Origin of the sequence: Enterococcus sp. DIV1937 (assembly GCF_050535975.1) — a bacterium.
Classification (GTDB): domain Bacteria; phylum Bacillota; class Bacilli; order Lactobacillales; family Enterococcaceae; genus Enterococcus; species Enterococcus faecalis.
Window position 1 is genome coordinate 222,044 of the sequence record NZ_CP172909.1, and the last position, 22,957, is coordinate 245,000.

A 22,957-nucleotide genomic window follows, 5' to 3' on the forward strand; every position below is an offset into this window, starting at 1 on the left:
TAGAAAATTACCAAAAAAAGATAGAAGAATTTGTGAATTTTCTTCTATTTTTTTAACTTTTTGCTAGAAATTTTTTATGAAACAGTATACTATTAAAAAAGGAGCCATTTAAACAATAACTATGTCAATTATATATGTTGGTACATAAAAATAAATGGAGAAAAATAAAAAAGGAGAATGAGTATGAAAAAACAATTTGCCCTGTTCTCTACCTTATTACTTTTAGGTTCATCAATGCCAGTAGGTGCATTTGCAGAAGGTAATAACTTGGTAGCTGAAAATAGTTCTGTCGCAGAAACAACCGCAGAAGCAACAACTGCTGAAGCCACTGAAACGACAGCGACTAGTGAAACAACAGAAGCGACAGAAGAATCAACAACTGAAACAGAAAGTTCAACCGAATCAAGTGAATCTGCAACCACGGAGTCCACGGAAACGTCAGGAACCGAAACGACAGATTCCACAACGGATTCTACATCCACAAGTACGACAGAATCGACTACTGACTCCACCTCGACGAGTACAACAGAGTCAACCACAGATTCTACGTCAACAAGTACAACTGAATCAAGTACCACGCCAACGACCACACCAAGTTCTTCTAAAGAACAGCCAAAACCTGGCACGAGTACTTCTGAATCAAAACAGCCGGCGAAACCAGTGACACCAACAGCACCAGCTGAAAAGCCAGTAGAGCAACCAGCAGCGTCAACACCGCAGCCCGAAATAGTCCCACCAGTTACAAATGAAACGGTTGGGTTAGTGGAAGACGATGAGACGTTTACGGTCAGCAAAACGAAGAAGACAGAAGAGTTTATTCAAGAAATCGGTGAATCTGCTCGGAAAGTGGCCAAGGACAAAAACTTATATGCTAGTGTGATGATTGCTCAAGCAATTTTAGAAAGTGGCAGCGGCAATAGTAAATTAAGCCAGAAACCAAACTACAATTTGTTTGGTATTAAAGGCGATTACAAAGGTCAATCTGTTTCTTTTATTACCTATGAAGACAATGGTTTCGGTAACCTATACACAGTAGAAGCAAAATTCCGTCAATATCCAACGTATAAAGAATCAATGGAAGATTATGCGAAATTATTGAAAAATGGTTTAGATTCCAATAAAGATTTCTATCATGGTGTCTGGAAAACGGAAGCCAAATCATACAAAGAAGCGACACGTTTCCTAACAGGAAAATACGCAACGGACAAAGATTACCATAAGAAATTAAATGCGTTAATTAAAACATACGATTTAACTTATTATGATAAAGAAAAAGCAACCGTTGAACCAATGGAATCAAATTTCCCAGCCTATAATGGCAAAAACTATGACACCTTTAATAGTTATGCTTGGGGCAACTGTACACAATATGTTTACAACCGTATTACGCAATTAGGTAAACGTGTGGACTTAACAATGGGGAATGGTCAAGATTGGGGCGAAACAGGTCGTGCACGCGGGTACAAAGTAAGTCGTACACCAAAAGCAGGCGCAGCGGTTTCCTTCCCAGCTGGTGTTTTAGGCGCAGACAATACTTATGGTCATGTCGCATTTGTGGAAAAAGTCTTTAAAGATGGTAGCATCTTAATTTCTGAAATGAACGTGAAGGGATTAAACGTTGTTTCGACACGTACAATCTCAGCTGATGAAACACATTTAATGAACTATATCGTTCCAAAAGATAAATAAAAAAATCAGCTCTTTGTCAATAAGAACGAATGAGTTGGAAAAATCAAAGCTAGCACTGAAGAAGCAATTTTAATTCTTCAGTGCTAGCTTTTTTTTGTGGCAAAAGTTCTCTCCAATAAAGTTTAATACATTCAGATATTGCCAGGAGGCTTCAGGTCGGGATGAGTTAGCAACAGTCGCTGAGAGCTATATTTTTTTTAGGTAGAATCATTTACTTTTAGGTGGAAGATGTCTTATAATTGTAAGCGGATACAAAAAATAAAAAAAGAGGTGGGTAAATGAGTAAAAAAGAAATAAATCAAGTAGTTGCCAGTAGCTATCAATTGTATATTAATGGAGAGTGGACAACAGGTAGTGGTAACAAAATGATTGCTAGTTACAATCCTAGTAATGGTGAAAAATTAGCAGAATTTGTAGATGCCACAAATGCAGATGTGGATCGAGCTGTAGAAGCAGCCCAAGAAGCGTTTCAGACATGGAAAGATGTTGACGTTGTAACAAGAAGCAATCTTTTATTGAAAATTGCTGATTTGATTGAAGAAAATCAAGAACATTTGGCTATGGTGGAGACTTTAGATAATGGAAAACCGCTTCGGGAAACGCAATCGATTGATGTCCCTGCCAGTGCAGACCATTTTCGGTATTTTGCTAGTGTGATTCGTGGAGAAGAAGGATCTGTCAAAGAATTTGATAAGGATACGTTATCCATTGTTGTGAAAGAACCCATCGGTGTTGTGGGTCAAATTATTCCGTGGAATTTCCCCTTATTAATGGGTGCTTGGAAATTAGCGCCAGCGTTGGCAGCAGGTAATACGGTTGTGATTCATCCGTCCTCGAGCACATCATTAAGTCTGTTGGAATTGTTTAAGATTTTTGATCAAGTCTTGCCGAAAGGAGTAGTGAATTTAATCACCGGTCGTGGTTCTGATTCAGGAAATTATATGTTGGCACATCCAGGGTTTGATAAGCTAGCTTTTACAGGCTCGACAGAGGTAGGGTACACTGTCGCTAAAGCCGCAGCCGACCGCCTAATTCCAGCCACTTTAGAACTTGGCGGAAAATCAGCCAACATTATTTTTGAAGATGCCAATTGGGAACGTGCATTAGAAGGCGTGCAGTTAGGGATTTTATTCAATCAAGGGCAAGTTTGTTGTGCTGGGTCTCGTGTGTTCGTTCAGTCAGGTATTTATGATCAATTTGTAGAAGCTTTAAAGGAAAAGTTTGAACAAGTGAACGTTGGTTTCCCGTGGGAAAAAGATGTTGAAATGGGCGCTCAGATCAATGAGCATCAATTGGAAGAAATTTTAAAATATGTCGAAATTGGTGTGAAGGAAGGAGCTACGCTGATTACTGGTGGGCAACGTTTAACAGAAAATGGGCTAGACAAGGGGGCGTTTTTAGCGCCTACGTTATTAGCGAATGGTACGAATACAATGTGTGTGGCCCAAGAAGAAATCTTTGGTCCTGTTGCAACAGTGATTAAATTTGAAACGGAAGAAGAAGTCATTCGTTTAGCTAATGATTCTGAATATGGTCTAGGTGGTGCCGTCTTTTCTCAAGATATCAATGTGGCATTACGGGTTGCTCGTGGTGTACGGACAGGTCGGATGTGGGTCAACACATACAATCAATTGCCTGCGGGCGCGCCATTTGGCGGTTATAAAAAATCAGGAATTGGTCGAGAAACGCATAAATCAATGCTAGATGCTTATACGCAAATGAAAAATATTTACATTGTGACAAAAGAAGAAGCAGATGGACTGTATTAAGTAGTGTAGTGAATTTTAGATAACAAACTTATTTGTGGCTATTGTTATTTTCGAGCTAAACAAAACAATAATTTTTTGAAAAAGTTGAGTGATGAGTAAAGTAAAACAGATTAAAAGTAAAGCCTGGTGCAAAAATCACTTTGGATTTTTGTACCAGGCTTTAAAGCGGAGTAACAATAGTGGCCACTCTTGGTTGTTTTAAATTTTCGACTATTATAGAAGGAGTTATTTTGCTTCTTCTGCTTCAAATTTAGCAAAAGCTGTTTCAATAACTTCTTTTAATGCAGAAGCAGAAGCTTCCATTTTTTCTTGTTCAGCATCTGTTAATGGAATTTCAATGACTTGTTTAACTCCTTGGCGGTTGATGATCGCTGGTGCACCGATATAAATATCGTTTTGACCATATTCACCTTCTAAATAAACAGATAATGGTAACACAGAGTTTTCATCGTTTAGGATAGCTTTAGTGATACGCGCTAGTGCAACCGCGATTCCATAGAAAGTAGCTCCTTTTTTCTCGATGATTGTGTAAGCAGCGTCGCGTACGTTGAAGAATAAATTAACCATTGCTTCTTCATCGACGTCAGGATTATTTTTCACCCATTCGTAAATTTGTAAGCCAGCGACATTCGCATGTGACCAAACTGGGAATTCTGTATCTCCGTGTTCCCCTAAGATGTAGGCATGGACATTTCGTGCATCAACATCAACTAATTCGGCAATTGCTTGACGGAAACGAGCAGAATCTAGTGAAGTTCCTGAACCGATTACTCGTTCTTTCGGGAAGCCAGAGAATTTCCAAGTTGAATAAGTCAAAATGTCGACTGGGTTTGCGGCAACTAAGAAGATACCGTTGAAACCAGAATCAACAATTGTTGTAACGATTTCTTTATTAATTTTCAAGTTTTTATGAACTAAGTCTAAACGAGTTTCGCCTGGTTTTTGAGGCGCACCAGCTGTTAAGACAACTAAGTCTGCATCATGGCAATCGTCATAAGTAGCAGCATAGATTTTTTTAGGAGAAGTAAATGCTAATGCGTGAGATAAGTCCAACGCGTCTCCTTCAGTTTTTGGTACATTAATATCAATAATCCCAACTTCTTGAGCAATATTCTGAGTTACTAAAGCAAAGGCATAGCTAGAACCTACGGCACCGTCCCCGACTAAAATTACTTTTTGGTGATCTTTATTCCCTGCGGCTGCAGTCATGTGTACCATTCCTTCCTCTACATTCTTTTTCGTGAGCAACGAGTTTTTATTTCCTGTTGCTAAAGTGATAGTAACATGGTTTGTAAAAAATGTCACGAACTTTGATTGTAAAAATGATACAGTTTTCAGACCTGTTTCAAAATGGTAGCTCTTACATGTGCGTAATTTCACTATCTTACGCATATTTAAATTTCTAAAAAATTTTTTTACATCTTTCTTAATCTTCAAAGACTGCGAGTTTTTTTATTTCTATGGTATAATGAATAAAACTGGGTAGCGCATACGCTTCCCAGCCATTTTGTGTTGGCAAGCTTATAATCCAAGGAGAATGAAAGATGAAAGTAATCGTAGGACTGGGAAATCCCGGTAGTAAATACAAAGAAACAAAACACAACATTGGCTTTATTACGCTAGATGAAATTGCGTATCGGCAAAATGTTTCGTTTAATAATAGTAATTTTGAAGCAGATATTGCAGAGTTTTTTATAGGGACTGAGAAAGTATTGTTAGTGAAACCATTAACATTTATGAATGAATCAGGTCGCTCTGTTGGGCCGCTGTTGACCTACTTTGGGGTAGATGAGGAAGACTTGATTGTTATTTATGATGACTTAGACTTAGAGGTCGGTAAAATTCGTTTACGGCAAAAAGGTAGTGCTGGCGGCCACAATGGGATAAAAAGTCTGATTGCCCATTTAGGAACTAATGTCTTTCCTAGAATTAAAATTGGCATTGGTCGGCCCTCAAAAAATGATACAGTTATCCACCATGTACTAAGTACTTTTCCCAAAGAAACACACGAAGAGATGTTACTTGCTGTAAAAAAAGCAGCCGATGCCGCTTTATATGCATGCGAAGGACATACGTTTGTTGAAACAATGAATCAATTTAATGGAAAATAGCAGAAAGGAGGGCCCTTGTTTGAATATTATCGAACGAATTAGCCAAACAGAAATTGCTAAATCATGGCGCAGTCAACTAATGACAACAGGAACGCGCCAACTAATTACTGGGTTATCAGGCTCTGCTAAAACATTACTGATGGCAGGCGCTTTACAAAAGACGCATCAAAAAATTGTTATTGCGGTCCCAAACCTATACTATGCCAATCAATTAGTAGATGATTTTTTAAATATTTTACCTTCAGAACAAGTTCATCTATTTCCAGTAGATGAAGTGTTATCCGCCGAAATGGCCTTTTCTTCACCAGAAGCGCGCGCAGATCGAGTGAGTGCGTTAAATTTCCTGATGACAGCGAATGCAGGAATCGTGGTCGTACCAGTAGCTGGACTACGAAAATATTTGCCAACGAAAGAAACGTGGCAAAATGCGCAACTTCATTGGGAAATCGGGACGGAAGTAGAACCTGAAATCCTCGCGCAACGCTTAGTGTTAATGGGCTATGAACGCCAATCGATGGTCGGGAAGCCTGGCGAATTTAGTATTCGCGGAAGCATTATTGATGTCTATCCGCTAAATGCCGAATACCCTGTTCGGGTGGAACTGTTTGATGTTGAAATTGACTCCATCCGTTATTTCGAAGCAGATACCCAACGTTCATTAGAAAATCTTGAAGAAGTAACGATTTCACCAATGACTGATTTAGTATTCTCAAAGGCAGATATGAATCATGGCATGATGAGGTTACAAGATGCTCTAGAAAAACGTTTAGCGACAGCTAAAGATCAAACGGAGACCGATTTTTTAGAAGAATATTTTGGTCAGTTGCTGTCTTCTTGGGAACAAGGGATTCCTACAGAAAATGCTCACTATTATACAGATTTTCTGTACCAACAAAAAACTACGCTGTTAGATTATTTACCAGAAAATAGTTTGCTTTTTGTGGATGATTATTCTCGTATGATGGAAACGGAGCGAGAAATCGCTAGAGAGGAAGCGGAATGGCAAACCCTGAAAATTGAAGAAATGCGCGTGTTTTCTGAACAAACTTTTGGCGTAGACTTTCATGATCAATTGCGAAAAACTGCACGAAATACGACCTTCTTTTCACTTTTTCAAAAAGGAATGGGGAATCTTCGTTTCCAAGAAGTCCATAATTTCCAATATCGTTCAATGCAACAATTCTTCGGTCAAATGCCGTTGCTAAAAGCGGAAGTGGACCGTTGGCAAAAGCAAAACCAAACGGTCGTTGTTTTTGTTCCTACGAAAGAACGGATTCAAAAAGTCGAAGAGCTATTTCAGGACTTTGACATACCTAGCGTAGTAAGCAATTGGGATCAGCTGTTAGATGGACATGTCCAAATTGTTCAAGGGGCATTACAAACAGGGTTTGAATTACCTAAAAACAAGCTCGTGGCGATTACGGAAAAAGAAATTTTTCATACAACGACCAAAAAACGGGCACGTCGTCAAACAATCTCTAATGCGGAACGTTTGAAAAGTTATAGCGACTTAAAAACGGGCGATTATGTCGTTCATGCGAATCACGGGATTGGTAAATATATTGGTATGGAAACCTTAGAAGTTGATGGGGTTCATCAAGATTACATGACTATCTTGTACCAAAATGATGACAAGTTATTTATTCCAGTAACACAATTGAACTTGATTCAAAAGTTCGTTGCTTCCGAGTCTAAAACGCCGAAAATTAACAAGCTAGGCGGCAGCGAATGGACGAAAACTAAACGAAAAGTTGCTTCGAAAATTGAAGATATCGCGGATGATTTAATCTTACTTTATGCGACAAGAGAGTCGGAAAAAGGCTATGCTTTTCCGCCAGATGATGCGTATCAAAAAGAATTTGAAGAGGCTTTTCCGTATTCTGAAACAGATGATCAATTACGTAGTGCTGCCGAAATTAAACACGACATGGAAAAATCTCGACCAATGGATCGTTTGTTAGTTGGCGATGTAGGGTTTGGTAAAACAGAAGTGGCTTTACGAGCGGCTTTCAAAGCTGTTAGCAACAATAAACAGGTTGCCTTTTTAGTGCCAACAACTATTTTAGCGCAACAACATTACGAAACGATTCAAGAGCGGTTTGAGGGCTTTCCTGTAGAAATTGGTTTATTAAGTCGTTTCCGCACGAAAAAACAGCAAAATGAAACAATTGAAAAAATTAAACATGGCCAAGTAGATATTGTGATTGGTACCCATCGTTTATTGTCGCAAGATATTAATTTTAGTGATTTAGGCTTGTTGATTATTGATGAGGAACAACGGTTTGGAGTGAAACATAAAGAACGACTAAAACAATTGCGTTCACAAGTGGATGTCTTGACGTTAACAGCAACGCCAATCCCAAGGACCCTTCATATGTCGATGTTAGGTGTCCGTGATTTATCCGTCATCGAAACCCCACCAGAGAATCGTTATCCAATCCAAACGTATGTCATGGAAAATAATCCTGGGGCGATTCGGGAAGCGATTGAGCGAGAAATGGCCCGAGATGGTCAAGTCTTTTATTTATACAATCGAGTAGATACGATTGAACGAAAAGTTGAAGAGTTACAAGCACTAGTTCCAGATGCACGAATTGCGTATGCACATGGTCAAATGACAGAAGTACAACTGGAGAATACTTTGTTTGATTTTATTGAAGGACAATATGATATATTAGTCACTACAACAATTATTGAAACAGGAGTAGATATTCCTAATGCTAATACCTTGTTTGTAGAAAATGCGGACTACATGGGCTTATCTACGTTGTATCAATTACGTGGTCGTGTGGGGCGTAGCAATCGAGTGGCCTATGCTTATTTTATGTACGAACAGCAAAAAATCCTAAACGAAGTTAGCGAGAAACGTTTAGAAGCAATTAAAGACTTTACGGAATTAGGTTCTGGGTTCAAAATTGCGATGCGAGACCTTTCCATTCGAGGGGCCGGAAACCTTCTTGGTGCCCAACAACATGGCTTCATTGATTCGGTTGGGTTTGATATGTACTCACAGATGTTATCTGAGGCAGTTGCTCGTAAACAAGGAAAAAATATCCAAGACCAAAAAACGTCTGTTGAAATTGATTTGGGCATTGATGCTTATATTCCAGGAACGTACATTACAGACGAACGACAAAAAATTGAAATTTATAAACGGATTCGTCAATTAGAAAATATGGATATGTACGAAGAATTAGAAGCGGACTTGTTAGACCGCTTTGGAGAGTATCCTGACGAAGTGGCGCATTTATTAACCACTGGCCGTATCAAAATGGATGGCGACCGTGCCTTGTTAGAAAGTATTCGTAAACGCGACCAAAAAGTCAAGTTTGTGTTAAGTAAAATTGGCACAAAAACATACTCTGTGGAGCAGTTGTTTGAAGCGTTATCGGCAACCAGCTTAAAAGCGGATCTAGCAGTTGAGAAAGAACAAATGACTATTTCCTTGAAGTTGCCGAAAGATTGTAAAGAAGCTGTTTGGATTCAAGAAATTGCTACTTTTACAACCGCATTGCGACAAGAAAAATACAAACATTCGCAAGGAACGGATTCCCTTTAAAAGGAGGCCTAGAAGATGGCACAAAAAGAAATGCAACGAATGATGCAAGGTGCCGTTGTGTTAACCGTTGCTTCCTTCATTGCAAAAGTGTTGAGTGCGTTTTATCGCGTTCCTTTTCAGAACTTTGTAGGGGATGAAGGATTTTACGTGTATCAGCAAGTTTATCCAATCTATGGGATTGCGATGACATTAGCATTGTCAGGCTTACCGCAATTTATTTCCAAAATTGTTGCTGAACAACCAGATATTCGGAGTCAAAAACAAGTGTTGCGCCAACTATATCCCTATGTGTTATGGTTAGCGATTGCTTGTTGGGCCTTCTTTTTCTTTGGTAGTCAAGAAATTGCTATTAGTATGGGGGATGCTGCACTCCAACCATTAATGGAAGTTGTTTCCTTTACCTTTTTACTCGTTCCAATTCTTTCTTTCTATCGTGGGAATTTTCAAGGTCATTTGTTGATGGTGCCTAGTGGTATTTCACAGGTGATGGAACAGTTTGTGCGTGTCGGGGTTATTCTAGTAGCTGCGTTGTCCTATCATTACTTTGGTGGCTCCATTTACCAAACGGGGACGGTGGCCATGAGTGGTGCGTTGGCTGGCGGTATCTTAGCGGTACTTGTCTTATGGTACTACAATCGAAAAATTCTTAGTGGAAGTACGGAATACTTGCATCAATGGAAGATTATGCCTCAAACCACAGGACTATTTAAACGTTTAATGATTGAGGGTGGTTTGGTCTCTTTATATAGTGCTTTTCTGATTCTATTTCAATTAATTGATTCCTTTAAAGTAAAAAATGCCCTCATGCTTTTCGGGCTCTCTGATTTAGCTGCGAAAGTGGACAAAGGGGTCTATGATAGAGGACAACCACTAGTTCAATTAGGATTGGTAATTGCTTTAGCTTTAAGCTCGACCTTTTTACCAGGTTTGACAAAATATTTTATGAAAAAAGACCGTCAACAATTTTTACAAGTTGCAAAAATCTTTTTGCGTCTTACCACAACCTTGGCATCGGCGGCTTCGATTGGTCTGATGATGTTATTGCCGTACATGAACTTTACGCTTTTTAAAGATTATAAAGGCAACGATGTTTTAGGGGTGTATGTTTTATCCATCGCTTTTATGGCCATTATTCAGGCCTACCAAAGTATTGAACAAAGTCGCAATCGTTTTAAAGGTCCTTTAGTGGCAGCTGGTGTGGGCTTATTAGTGAAATTACTGACAACGGGCTTTTTTACCATTCGTTGGGGAACATTAGGTGCTAGTTGGTCTACTATTCTTGGGTTACTAGCGACGTTATTCGTTTTAGTCCGACAATCGGATGCAGCGATTAATTGTTTTGTTCGAGAACGAAACTTTTTGAAAAAACTGTTGCTTAGTTTAGCAATCATGATGCTGTCATTACTGGTCTATCAAGGAATTATCTCCATCTTGTTCCAAGGTGTGCATCACCGAAGTCAAGCGTTTTTCGTTACAGTTTTAGGTGTTGCAGTGGGTGGTACAGTTTTTATTAGCACCATCATTAAGTTAGAATTATTTACGATACGTGAATGGTTAAGTTTACCGTATGGCGCAAAAATTTTACGGATGAGACAAAAAAAATAAAAGAGGTGAATGTGATGCGGTTAGATAAATTTTTAAAAGTTTCTCGCATTATTAAAAGAAGAACAGTTGCCAAAGAAGTCGCTGATAAAGGTCGGATTCAAATCAACGGAGTCTTAGCCAAATCTTCTAGTACTGTGAAGATTGGTGACCTTGTCAAAATTCAATTTGGGAACAGAATTTTAGAAGTAGAAGTCCTGCAACTAAATGACTCTACGAAAAAAGAAGATGCCACAAAAATGTATGAAATAAAATCAGAAACACGTGTCTCTGAAGAATAAGCAGGTGAGGATGGAGCGCTTGGCAAGTTCATTGAAAAGATGAATATTCCAAGCGCTTCATCCTTTCAGCGTTTTAATGAAACAGACGCGCCGCTTTTGAAAAAAATTAATAAATCAACCGCTGTTATTTCAAAAGCAAAGAATATTTTAGAAAAAAGCTTGATTTTCTTTAACTTCTCTGAAATTAACATTAGACAAGGTTCTTAGATGTTGGTATAATAAAACGGACAATCCAAAGCGAGTGGAGCGAGACGATGGGAAAGAATGAAAAAAACTCGAAGAAAGTTGCGGCATTGGAAAATGACTACACGAAAGAACAGTATGTCGAATTCCAAAAACAACAGAAACAATTGATTTTTAGACGCAGACGCTTGGCAGCGATTTTTCTCGTGGCCTTCATTATTTTTGCCTTTTCTGGCATCCAATTGATGAAAGATTATCATCGCTTAGGTGCTTTTAAACAAGAACGAGCAGATGCAATTGCTGAATCCGTAGCAGTTGATAAGAAGGTCAAGGATCTAAAAAAAGACGTTGCTTTGTTAAAAGATGATGATTATGTGGCAAAATTAGCACGTAGCCGTTTCCTTCTCTCAAAAGAAGGCGAACAGATTTATCCCACACCAGAACAAATGAAAAAAACACAGACTTCTGGAGCGGAAGAAAGCAAGAGCAGTTCAGAAAAAAATAGTCAATCACAGTCTTCAACTGAAACAACTAAGTCTTCAGCTGAATAAACTGCAATTATAATTAGGGAAAAAATAGGAGGAACAATTTTTTTATGTCAATCGAAGTAGGAGCTAAATTGCCAGGAAAAGTGTCAGGGATTACTAACTTTGGTGCATTTATTGATTTAGGAGAAGGAAAAACTGGGTTAGTACACATCAGTGAAGTGTCTAATGGATTCGTTAAAGATATTCATGATGTATTAACAGTAGGTGACGAAGTAACAGTGAAAGTAACCTCAGTTGGTGACGACGGCAAAATTGGCTTATCGATCCGTAAAGCACAAGAGCCAGCAGAAGGGCAACAACCAAAACGTGAATTTCAACGTCGTGAAAACAATTATGAGAATCGTGACCGTAATCCACGCGCAGGGGGCAAAAAGCCTTTCAATAAACCACAAGCAAATAACAATAACAATAAACAAGATTTTGACTCATTGATGAGCTCTTTCTTGAAAGATAGTGATGACCGTTTATCTTCATTAAAACGTAATACTGAAGGCAAACGTGGTGGACGTGGCGGACGTCGCGGCTAAGCACAAACAAATAGGGGGACTGGGGATAACGAATGGGTTATTTCTCGGTTCCTCTTTTATTCTAAGGAAGAAAGAAGGGCGAACAATGTTTTGGCAGTTTTATAAACGAGGAAAAGAACAAGGATTTTGGCAACCGCATCAAACAATCGTGGTCGCCGTTTCTGGTGGTGTAGACTCCATGGCCCTTTTGACGTTAATGGAACAGGTGGCAGAAAAAGAACAATTACAATTGGTTGTTGCACACGTCAATCATCAATTGCGAGAAGCGTCGGCACAGGAAGCGCAATATCTCGCTACCTATTGTCAGCAGCGAGAGCTAACGTATTATGAAACACGTTGGGAAGACCCTGAAAAGCAACGAAATTTAGAAGCAAAAGCGCGCACATTTCGTTATGAATTTTTTAAAGAAGTCATGGAAATTGAAGGTGCGGCGGTCTTAATGACGGCACATCATCTAGACGATCAAGCGGAAACGATTTTAATGAAGCTGATTCGAGGAACTAATTTTTCCCATTCCGCAGGCATTAAAGAGAGACGTCCTTTTGCGACAGGGGAATTGATTCGTCCGTTACTTATTTATCCAAAAGAAGAATTGTATCAATTTGCACAGCGCCAAGCATTCGTTTATTTTGAGGACGAAACGAACCAAACCAATGAATATTTGAGAAATCGGCTCCGTAATCAGGTTTTGCCGCTATTAAAGCAGGAAAATCCGCAATTCTTAGATCAGATTGCTTCTTTTAGTAATGAACAACGTTTTGCCCAAGAATTTATTCAAGAACAAATTGAGCCTCAATTATCTGAAGCCGTAGAACCGACCAAACAAGGATGGCGCATTCCTTTGAAGAGATTATTAAAAGAAACGCCTGCGTACCAGCACTTCTTTTTAACCGCGTTTTTCCAAAAAACATTAGTGCCATTAGGGGTTTCGTTAAACCAACGCCAGATGACACAAATTTTAAAAGTTTTGAATGATGAACGGCAACCGCAAGGCTCGGTTATGTTAGAACAGCAATGGCAACTAGCTAAAAGTTATGATTGGCTATGCTTAGAACAAAAACAGGCTGCACTGCGAGAAGAAGTTACACATTTATTAGTACCTGGTGCGGGGATTTATTTATCGGAAACCGAGTGGCTAGGATTAATTGCGACAGACAAACCGTTTCCTCTTCCTGAAGAGATTAATCAATGGGCGGGCCAGTTGTTGGCAATCCCGTTGACCACAGCCACACCTTTGACCGTTCGTCATCGCCAAAGTGGTGATCGGATTACATTAAAACCAGGGTTTACGAAAAAATTAAGCAGAGTTTTTATTGATCAAAAAGTGCCAAATGAAGCGAGAGAGAGTGCTTGGGTCATTACGGATGAGCAAGAGGAAATCATTTGGGTACCAAAATTTGCAAATTCCTATTTGAGTATTCCTTTAGAAACTGATAAAATACACTACAGACTCCTTTTTAAGACAAAGGAGTAATGCTGAAAGGAGCGCACTATGATAGAAAAAGATATTGAGAAAGTCCTAATCTCCAAAGAAGAAATTCTTGCGAAGTCTGCAGAGCTTGGCAAGCAACTGACAGAAGAATATCAAGGGAAAAATCCTTTAGTGGTCGGTATTTTAAAAGGTGCAGTACCATTTATGGCTGATTTGACTCGTGAAATCAATACTTATTTAGAATTGGACTTTATGGATGTATCTAGCTACGGCAACGCGACAGTTTCTTCAGGCGAAGTAAAAATTGTCAAAGACTTGGACACAAATGTCGAAGGTAGACATATTTTAATCGTAGAAGATATCATCGATAGTGGTCGTACATTAGCGTATTTAGTAGATTTGTTTAGATACCGTAAAGCTGCATCTGTGAAAATTGTTACCTTATTAGATAAACCAGAAGGCCGTGTGGTAGACATTAAAGCTGACTACGTAGGGTTTGATGTGCCCAATGAGTTTGTGGTCGGTTACGGATTAGACTATGCAGAAACGTACCGCAACTTGCCTTATATTGGCGTTTTAAAACCTGAAGTTTACGAATCAAATTAATATCTATCAAGGAATTAATTGTGTTACAATGTAAAGGTCAGGATTGATAAAAGAATAACATGAATTGTAATGATGAGCATAAGGAGGACAGGCATGAACAAAAAGAATAATGGCATGAAAAATGGTTTATACTACGTCTTAGTAGTACTTGCCATGGTCATGGTTGTCTATTTCATTTTTGGAAATAACAACCAACAATCGCCAGACATCGATTACTCAACCTTCCAACAACAATTGGAAGACGGAAAAGTCAAAGACATGACCATTCAACCAACCAATGGGGTTTACCGGATTGAAGGTCAGTATAAAGAAAAACAAGAAGTGAAAGACACAGGTGGTCTGTCATTGTGGGGCTCAACGCAAGCGTCGTCAAAAGGCTTCACAACAACCGTTTTACCTAGTGATACAACCTTAGCTGGCATTCAAGATGCGGCACAAAATAACAAGGTGAAGCTAGTTGTCAAAGAACAATCAACAAGTGGTGCTTGGTTGTCACTGTTGTTTAGTTTCTTACCATTAGTGATTATTTTCTTCTTCTTCTACATGATGATGAGCCAACAAGGCGGTGGCGGTGGCGGCGGTGGCCGTGTGATGAACTTCGGTAAATCAAAAGCCAAAGAAGCCGATAAAAAAGCTAACCGTGTCCGCTTCTCAGATGTAGCTGGTGCGGAAGAAGAAAAACAAGAATTAGTTGAAGTAGTGGAATTCTTAAAAGATCCACGTCGTTTCGCTGAATTAGGCGCACGGATTCCTGCGGGCGTACTATTAGAAGGACCTCCAGGGACTGGTAAAACGTTACTTGCTAAAGCCGTAGCAGGTGAAGCAGGTGTGCCATTTTACTCAATCTCAGGTTCAGATTTCGTTGAAATGTTTGTCGGGGTCGGTGCTAGCCGTGTCCGGGATTTATTTGAAACAGCGAAGAAAAACGCGCCTGCGATTATCTTTATCGATGAAATCGATGCAGTTGGTCGTCAACGTGGTGCTGGTATGGGTGGCGGACACGACGAACGTGAACAAACCCTTAACCAATTATTAGTTGAGATGGATGGTTTTGATGGCAATGAAGGAGTTATCGTAATTGCTGCAACGAACCGTTCAGACGTGTTAGACCCAGCGTTGTTACGTCCAGGTCGTTTTGACCGCCAAATCTTGGTAGGACGTCCAGATGTCAAAGGTCGTGAAGCGATTTTACGTGTTCATGCGAAAAACAAACCGTTAGCTGATGACGTTGATTTGAAAGTTGTTGCACAACAAACACCAGGTTTCGCTGGTGCTGATTTAGAAAATGTCTTAAACGAAGCAGCCTTAGTTGCCGCTCGTCGTAACAAGAAAAAAATTGATGCTTCTGATGTGGATGAAGCCGAAGACCGCGTAATTGCTGGTCCAGCTAAAAAAGATCGCGTGATTAATAAAAAAGAACGCGAAATGGTGGCTTACCATGAAGCAGGACACACAATTGTTGGTTTAGTCTTAAGCCGTGCTCGTGTTGTCCACAAAGTAACAATTATCCCTCGTGGTCGCGCAGGCGGTTATATGATTGCTTTACCAAAAGAAGATCAATTCTTAATGACTAAAGAAGATATGTTTGAACAAATCGTTGGCTTACTTGGTGGACGTACAGCAGAAGAAATTATCTTTGGCGTTCAATCAACAGGGGCTTCAAATGACTTTGAACAAGCAACAGGGATTGCCCGTAGCATGGTAACGGAATATGGAATGAGTGACAAATTAGGACCTGTTCAATATGAAGGAAACCATCAAGTCTTTGTCGGTCGTGATTATGGTCAAACAAAAGCTTACTCAGAACAAGTGGCGTTTGAAATCGATCAGGAAGTTCGCCGTATCTTAATGGATGCTCATACAAAAGCGCATGAAATTATCGAAGCGCACCGTGAACAACATAAACTAATCGCTGAAAAACTATTAGAATATGAAACATTAGATGCAAAAGCAATCAAATCATTATTTGAAACAGGTAAAATGCCTGAAGGTGCTGACAGCGACTATCCTAGTGAAAAAGAAGCGCAAACATTCGAAGAAGCAAAACGTGCTTTAGAAGAAAAAGAAGCGCAAAAACAAGTTGAAGAAAAACAAGACTTTGAAGAAGCGAAAAAAGAATTACATGATGAAGCAGAAGAAGTCAAAGTAGAAAGCGAACAAACAGAAAAAGAAGTCCAATCTGAAGAGAAAAAAGATTCAGATTCCAATTCTGAATATGATCGCAATAACTACGAAGATCGTTATAAATAACCAATTAGTAGAAGGTGCAGTATTTGTCGAGTTGACGAATACTGCACCTTCTATAATATTAAGATATTCTATAGAAGGAAGATTATTTGGTTGAAAAAACACCTGATTCCTAGTATTATCTGACTAATGGACAAAAAAGCACCAAGAGAAGAGGAAAAAGAATGGAAGATTATTTAGTAAAAGCCCTTTGTTATAAAGGTTCAATACGAGCATATGCCATCAGTGCCACTGAAACTGTTAGCGAAGCGCAAAGAAGACATGATACATGGAGTTCTTCTACCGCAGCGTTAGGGCGCACATTGATTGGAGCCCTTTTACTAGGAGCGACTTTAAAAGGTGACGATAAATTAACTGTAAAAGTACAAGGAAATGGCCCAGCTGGCGCTATTATTGTCGATAGTAATGGCCGTGGAGAAACAAAAGGCTACATTAAAAATCCACATGTCAGCTTAAAGTTGAATGCAACAGGTAAAATTGATGTACGTGGTGCTGTCGGTAACGAAGGAATTTTCACAGTCATTAAAGATTTAGGATTAAAAGAAACCTTTTCTGGACAAACACCTATTGTTTCTGGTGAAATCGGTGAAGACTTTACATATTTTATGGCGGTCTCTGAACAAGTTCCTTCAGCTATCGGTTTAGGTGTATTGGTGGACACGGATGAATCTGTGAAAGCAGCCGGTGGTTTTATGATTCAAGTAATGCCAGGTGCCGATGAAAGTACCATTGATTTTATTGAACAGCGTCTAGCGGAAGTACCACCAATTTCACAATTACTAGAAAATGGAGAAACACCTGAACAAGTCTTGTATCGCTTATTGGGAGAAGACGAAGTAGAAATTTTAGAAAAAATGCCTGTACAATTTAAATGTGACTGTTCCAAAGAAAAATTTGCGACCGCTTTGATTGCTGTTGGGATCGATGAATTAAATGCGATGATTGATGAAGATCATGGAGCAGAAGCAGTTTGTCAATTCTGTAACAATAAATATCACTATAGTGAAGAAGAATTAATTGAACTTCGCGATGAAGCGATTCGCAATACGAAACAAAAGTAGGAGGAAAGACTATGTGGAAAATTGGAGACGTTGAAATCCCCAACCGTGTTGTCGTAGCTCCGATGGCGGGTATTAGTAACGCCGCTTTTCGTGTGACTGTAAAAGAATTTGGCGCAGGATTAGTTGTTTGTGAAATGATTAGTGACAAAGGAATTAAATTAAGAAACAAAAAAACCTTAGAAATGCTATATATTGATGAGCGAGAATATCCTTTAAGTGTACAAATTTTTGGTGGAGATAAAGAAACATTAGTGGAAGCTGCTAAGTTTGTGGAAGAAAATACGCAAGCGGCGATTATTGATATTAACATGGGTTGCCCTGTCAATAAAATAATTAAAGCTGAAGCTGGTGCGAAATGGTTGCTGGATCCGAATAAAGTGCATGAGATGGTTCACGCAGTCTCTTCGGCAGTTTCTTTGCCTGTTACTGTAAAAATGCGAACAGGCTGGGATGAAGATCATCTATATGCTGTAGACAACGCTTTGGCTGCCGAACAAGCAGGGGCTTCGGCAATTGCTATGCATGGTCGAACACGTGTCCAAATGTACGAAGGGACAGCCAACTGGGACGTTTTAAAGGAAGTGAAAAAGCATTTAACCATTCCTTTTATGGGAAATGGCGATGTCAAAACGCCTGAAGATGCTAAACGCATGTTAGAATATGTTGGAGCGGATGGTGTGATGATTGGTCGAGCTGCTTTGGGCAATCCTTGGATGATTCAACGGACGAAAGAATACTTGGAAACGGGCGAATTGATGCCTGAGCCTTCACCAGCTGAAAAAATCAATATTGCAAAAGTTCATTTACAACGATTAGTGGATTTAAAAGGTGAAAAAATTGCGGTCCGTGAGTTTCGCCAACATGCTTCTTACTATCTAAAAGGAATCTCGCGAGCGGCCAAAGTGAAAGTTGCGATTAACCAAGTTGAAACACAACAAGCAGTTGTCGATTTACTTGATGCCTTTGTAGAGAAGGTTTCCAAAGTTGCTGTAACTACTATAGAAGAATAAAAAATTCAAGCCGAAAGTAAAATTCGGCTTGCTTTTTTTCGAATTACTGTGGCATTATTAGGATAGGTTAAAATCAAGAATGGAGGAACAACAGTGGCAGAAGAACAACAAGCGCATTTAGAGGATTTAAATGATCAAATGCTCGTGCGCCGCGAAAAAATGGAAGCTTTACGTGAAGAAGGGATTGATCCTTTCGGTAAACGTTTCGATCGCACTCATAATTCAGCAGAACTTCATGAACAATATGATAATCATACAAAAGAAGAACTTAGTGAAATGAATACAGAAGTCAGCGTTGCTGGACGTATGATGACAAAACGTGGTAAAGGAAAAGCTGGTTTCGCCCATTTGCAAGACCGTGAAGGCCAAATTCAAATTTATGTTCGGAAGGACCAAGTTGGAGACGAAGCCTATGAACTATTTAAACATGCTGACTTAGGCGACTTCTTTGGTGTGACAGGTCAAGTAATGAAAACCAATACGGGGGAAGTTACTGTTAAAGCTCAAACAATTACGTTATTAACTAAAGCTTTGCGTCCATTGCCAGATAAATACCATGGATTAACGAATGTGGAACAACGCTATCGTCAACGCTATTTGGATTTAATCAGTAACAAAGAAAGCTTTGATCGTTTCATGAAACGCAGTCAAATTATTAGCGAAATCCGTCGTTATCTAGATGGCAATGGCTATGTCGAAGTAGAAACGCCTGTCTTGCATAACGAAGCAGGAGGAGCTGCTGCTCGTCCATTTATCACACACCATAATGCGTTAGATATGGACTTATACTTACGCATTGCCCTAGAGTTACATTTAAAACGTTTAATTGTCGGTGGCATGGAAAAAGTATATGAAATTGGTCGTGTCTTCCGTAATGAAGGAATCGATACCACTCATAACCCAGAATTTACAATGCTAGAAGCTTATACTGCTTATACTGATTATCAAGATGTGATGGATTTAACAGAGGGAATTATTCGTAATGCTGCGGAAAAAGTCTTAGGAACTACTGATATCACGTACGATGGTCAAGCGGTTGACTTAGGAAGTCCTTTCAAACGTCTACACATGGTAGATGCGGTCAAAGAACAAACGGGCGTAGATTTTTGGCAAGAGATGACGATAGAAGAAGCCCGTGCGTTGGCTAAAGAACATAATGTTGAAATTACAGATGCCATGACAGTCGGTCATATCATTAATGAATTTTTCGAAACATTTGTAGAAGATACGTTGCAACAACCAACATTTATTTATGGTCACCCAGTCGCTGTTTCACCATTAGCGAAGAAAAATCCAGAAGATGGTCGTTTCACTGACCGCTTTGAACTGTTTATTATCGGAAAAGAGTTTGCTAATGCATTTACAGAATTAAATGATCCGATTGACCAACGTGAACGTTTTGAAGAACAAGAAAAAGAACGGGAACAAGGAAATGATGAAGCACACGGAGTAGATGAAGATTTCATCGAAGCCTTAGAATATGGCTTGCCACCAACCGGAGGATTAGGTATTGGGATTGATCGACTAGTTATGTTATTAACCGATGCACAATCAATTCGTGATGTATTATTATTCCCAACAATGAGATAAAAAAAGATGCCTTAAGGGCATCTTTTTTTGTATTCGCAAAAAATTAAATAAAAAAGAATAGAAAAACAATTGAAACCAATTCTTTTTTTCTAAAAAAATCGAAGATGAGTAATAAAAAGAATTGGTAATCTGATAAAAAAACGAACTTTATCTAATCGGATAAGAAAGAATAATCGGTATTGAAAAAAAGTTTAAAAAAAGTGAAAATAATGATTGACCAATGCTTGAAATCTTGGTATATTATTACATGTCGCAAGGCGAGTCACACAGCTGAGCGATTCAGAAATCAATAATTAAATAACAATTCTTGATTTCAAATCTCTCGAAAAAAGTTTGAAAAAACAACAAAAAAGTTGTTGACAAATAACAAACGAGATGATAAGATATAGAAGTTGTCACAACAGACAACAACAACCGAGCAAAACAACTTAAAAAAACTTTTTTAAAAAAAGTTCTTGACATTCAAACGGAAGTTTGTTATGATATAAAAGTTGCTGCGAGGTAACGTAGACCTTTGAAAACTGAACAAAGAATAGACGAACCAAATGTGTAGGGCGTCTTGATTCAATTCAAGACAACAAACATTTTTAACAAGCAAGCAATATGCTAGCAAACAAATTGAGCTTAACAATCGCAAGATTGTTCTAACTTTTATTATGAGAGTTTGATCCTGGCTCAGGACGAACGCTGGCGGCGTGCCTAATACATGCAAGTCGAACGCTTCTTTCCTCCCGAGTGCTTGCACTCAATTGGAAAGAGGAGTGGCGGACGGGTGAGTAACACGTGGGTAACCTACCCATCAGAGGGGGATAACACTTGGAAACAGGTGCTAATACCGCATAACAGTTTATGCCGCATGGCATAAGAGTGAAAGGCGCTTTCGGGTGTCGCTGATGGATGGACCCGCGGTGCATTAGCTAGTTGGTGAGGTAACGGCTCACCAAGGCCACGATGCATAGCCGACCTGAGAGGGTGATCGGCCACACTGGGACTGAGACACGGCCCAGACTCCTACGGGAGGCAGCAGTAGGGAATCTTCGGCAATGGACGAAAGTCTGACCGAGCAACGCCGCGTGAGTGAAGAAGGTTTTCGGATCGTAAAACTCTGTTGTTAGAGAAGAACAAGGACGTTAGTAACTGAACGTCCCCTGACGGTATCTAACCAGAAAGCCACGGCTAACTACGTGCCAGCAGCCGCGGTAATACGTAGGTGGCAAGCGTTGTCCGGATTTATTGGGCGTAAAGCGAGCGCAGGCGGTTTCTTAAGTCTGATGTGAAAGCCCCCGGCTCAACCGGGGAGGGTCATTGGAAACTGGGAGACTTGAGTGCAGAAGAGGAGAGTGGAATTCCATGTGTAGCGGTGAAATGCGTAGATATATGGAGGAACACCAGTGGCGAAGGCGGCTCTCTGGTCTGTAACTGACGCTGAGGCTCGAAAGCGTGGGGAGCAAACAGGATTAGATACCCTGGTAGTCCACGCCGTAAACGATGAGTGCTAAGTGTTGGAGGGTTTCCGCCCTTCAGTGCTGCAGCAAACGCATTAAGCACTCCGCCTGGGGAGTACGACCGCAAGGTTGAAACTCAAAGGAATTGACGGGGGCCCGCACAAGCGGTGGAGCATGTGGTTTAATTCGAAGCAACGCGAAGAACCTTACCAGGTCTTGACATCCTTTGACCACTCTAGAGATAGAGCTTTCCCTTCGGGGACAAAGTGACAGGTGGTGCATGGTTGTCGTCAGCTCGTGTCGTGAGATGTTGGGTTAAGTCCCGCAACGAGCGCAACCCTTATTGTTAGTTGCCATCATTTAGTTGGGCACTCTAGCGAGACTGCCGGTGACAAACCGGAGGAAGGTGGGGATGACGTCAAATCATCATGCCCCTTATGACCTGGGCTACACACGTGCTACAATGGGAAGTACAACGAGTCGCTAGACCGCGAGGTCATGCAAATCTCTTAAAGCTTCTCTCAGTTCGGATTGCAGGCTGCAACTCGCCTGCATGAAGCCGGAATCGCTAGTAATCGCGGATCAGCACGCCGCGGTGAATACGTTCCCGGGCCTTGTACACACCGCCCGTCACACCACGAGAGTTTGTAACACCCGAAGTCGGTGAGGTAACCTTTTTGGAGCCAGCCGCCTAAGGTGGGATAGATGATTGGGGTGAAGTCGTAACAAGGTAGCCGTATCGGAAGGTGCGGCTGGATCACCTCCTTTCTAAGGAATATTACGGAAATACACATTTCGTCTTTGCTTTGTTCAGTTTTGAGAGGTCTACTCTCAAAACATTCGTTCATTGAAAACTGGATATTGAAGTAAAAAGAATCAAAATAAACCGAGAACACCGCGTTGAATGAGTTTTTTAATAAGTTCAATTGCTTATTTATTGATTAACCTTCTATCGCTAGAAGAAGTGATCAAGACCCAACCGTAAGGTTGATAAGGTTAAGTGAATAAGGGCGCACGGTGGATGCCTTGGCACTAGGAGCCGATGAAGGACGGGACTAACACCGATATGCTTTGGGGAGCTGTAAGTAAGCTATGATCCAGAGATTTCCGAATGGGGGAACCCAATATCTTTTATAGGATATTACTTTTCAGTGAATACATAGCTGATTAGAGGTAGACGCAGAGAACTGAAACATCTTAGTACCTGCAGGAAGAGAAAGAAAATTCGATTCCCTGAGTAGCGGCGAGCGAAACGGGAAGAGCCCAAACCAACAAGCTTGCTTGTTGGGGTTGTAGG

The 22,957-nt window shown here is 40.0% G+C and carries 15 protein-coding genes and 2 rRNA genes (1 of these 17 only partly in view); 16 read left to right on the forward strand and 1 reads right to left on the reverse strand.

The annotated features are described in order from the left end of the window. Positions 1–177: 177 nt before the first annotated feature. Positions 178–1,689, forward strand: coding sequence for a glucosaminidase domain-containing protein (locus tag IGL13_RS01105; protein WP_002378718.1), 1,512 nt, complete (start codon positions 178–180; stop codon positions 1,687–1,689). A 278-nt stretch (positions 1,690–1,967) separates the two neighbouring features. Beyond that, the gene (locus tag IGL13_RS01110) at positions 1,968–3,458 is read left to right on the forward strand and encodes an aldehyde dehydrogenase family protein (RefSeq protein ID WP_002361555.1); all 1,491 of its coding nucleotides are present in this window, start codon (positions 1,968–1,970) and stop codon (positions 3,456–3,458) included. 225 nt (positions 3,459–3,683) lie between these two features. Here the strand turns inward: IGL13_RS01110 and IGL13_RS01115 are convergent, their stop codons facing one another. Beyond that, entirely contained in the window at positions 3,684–4,667 is a 984-nt protein-coding gene (locus IGL13_RS01115) for an L-lactate dehydrogenase (protein ID WP_002356251.1), read from the reverse strand. A gap of 335 nt (positions 4,668–5,002) precedes the next feature. Here IGL13_RS01115 and pth point away from each other — a divergent pair, with 335 nt between their 5' ends. The 14 genes from pth to IGL13_RS01185 all read left to right on the forward strand — a co-directional run. Further along, positions 5,003–5,569, forward strand: coding sequence for an aminoacyl-tRNA hydrolase (gene pth, locus IGL13_RS01120; RefSeq protein WP_002361556.1), 567 nt, complete (start codon positions 5,003–5,005; stop codon positions 5,567–5,569). Positions 5,570–5,588: 19 nt separating this feature from the next. Beyond that, positions 5,589–9,128 carry a transcription-repair coupling factor gene (gene mfd / locus IGL13_RS01125; RefSeq protein WP_002378719.1) on the forward strand — a complete coding sequence of 1,180 codons (3,540 nt, stop codon included), beginning with the start codon at positions 5,589–5,591 and terminating at the stop codon, positions 9,126–9,128. Between the two features lie 15 nt (positions 9,129–9,143). Beyond that, positions 9,144–10,733, forward strand: coding sequence for a putative polysaccharide biosynthesis protein (locus IGL13_RS01130; protein WP_002378721.1), 1,590 nt, complete (start codon positions 9,144–9,146; stop codon positions 10,731–10,733). A 14-nt stretch (positions 10,734–10,747) separates the two neighbouring features. Then, entirely contained in the window at positions 10,748–11,011 is a 264-nt protein-coding gene (locus IGL13_RS01135) for an RNA-binding S4 domain-containing protein (RefSeq protein ID WP_002356255.1), read from the forward strand. Between the two features lie 254 nt (positions 11,012–11,265). Beyond that, the gene (locus IGL13_RS01140; protein WP_002356257.1) at positions 11,266–11,745 is read left to right on the forward strand and encodes an FtsB family cell division protein; all 480 of its coding nucleotides are present in this window, start codon (positions 11,266–11,268) and stop codon (positions 11,743–11,745) included. Between the two features lie 44 nt (positions 11,746–11,789). Then, a complete protein-coding gene (locus tag IGL13_RS01145) occupies positions 11,790–12,269 on the forward strand; it encodes a S1 domain-containing RNA-binding protein (protein ID WP_002356258.1) in 480 nt (159 codons plus the stop codon). Between the two features lie 85 nt (positions 12,270–12,354). After that, entirely contained in the window at positions 12,355–13,743 is a 1,389-nt protein-coding gene (gene tilS / locus IGL13_RS01150; RefSeq protein WP_002378722.1) for a tRNA lysidine(34) synthetase TilS, read from the forward strand. Positions 13,744–13,761: 18 nt separating this feature from the next. Then, a complete protein-coding gene (gene hpt, locus IGL13_RS01155) occupies positions 13,762–14,307 on the forward strand; it encodes a hypoxanthine phosphoribosyltransferase (RefSeq protein WP_002356260.1) in 546 nt (181 codons plus the stop codon). 93 nt (positions 14,308–14,400) lie between these two features. Next, positions 14,401–16,557, forward strand: coding sequence for an ATP-dependent zinc metalloprotease FtsH (gene ftsH, locus IGL13_RS01160; protein WP_002363441.1), 2,157 nt, complete (start codon positions 14,401–14,403; stop codon positions 16,555–16,557). A 161-nt stretch (positions 16,558–16,718) separates the two neighbouring features. Then, positions 16,719–17,615, forward strand: a complete 897-nt coding sequence (gene hslO / locus IGL13_RS01165; protein ID WP_002359370.1) for an Hsp33 family molecular chaperone HslO — start codon at positions 16,719–16,721, stop codon at positions 17,613–17,615. A gap of 11 nt (positions 17,616–17,626) precedes the next feature. Continuing rightward, on the forward strand, positions 17,627–18,625 hold the full coding sequence (gene dusB, locus IGL13_RS01170; RefSeq protein ID WP_002378723.1) for a tRNA dihydrouridine synthase DusB: 999 nt from the start codon (positions 17,627–17,629) through the stop codon (positions 18,623–18,625). 93 nt (positions 18,626–18,718) lie between these two features. Further along, the gene (lysS, locus tag IGL13_RS01175; RefSeq protein WP_002359372.1) at positions 18,719–20,215 is read left to right on the forward strand and encodes a lysine--tRNA ligase; all 1,497 of its coding nucleotides are present in this window, start codon (positions 18,719–18,721) and stop codon (positions 20,213–20,215) included. A gap of 652 nt (positions 20,216–20,867) precedes the next feature. Continuing rightward, positions 20,868–22,428: ribosomal RNA gene (locus tag IGL13_RS01180) — 16S ribosomal RNA — on the forward strand. 226 nt (positions 22,429–22,654) lie between these two features. Next, positions 22,655–22,957, forward strand: a 23S ribosomal RNA gene (locus IGL13_RS01185) (it continues 2,610 nt past the right edge of the window). Together the 16S and 23S rRNA genes form the textbook arrangement of a ribosomal RNA operon.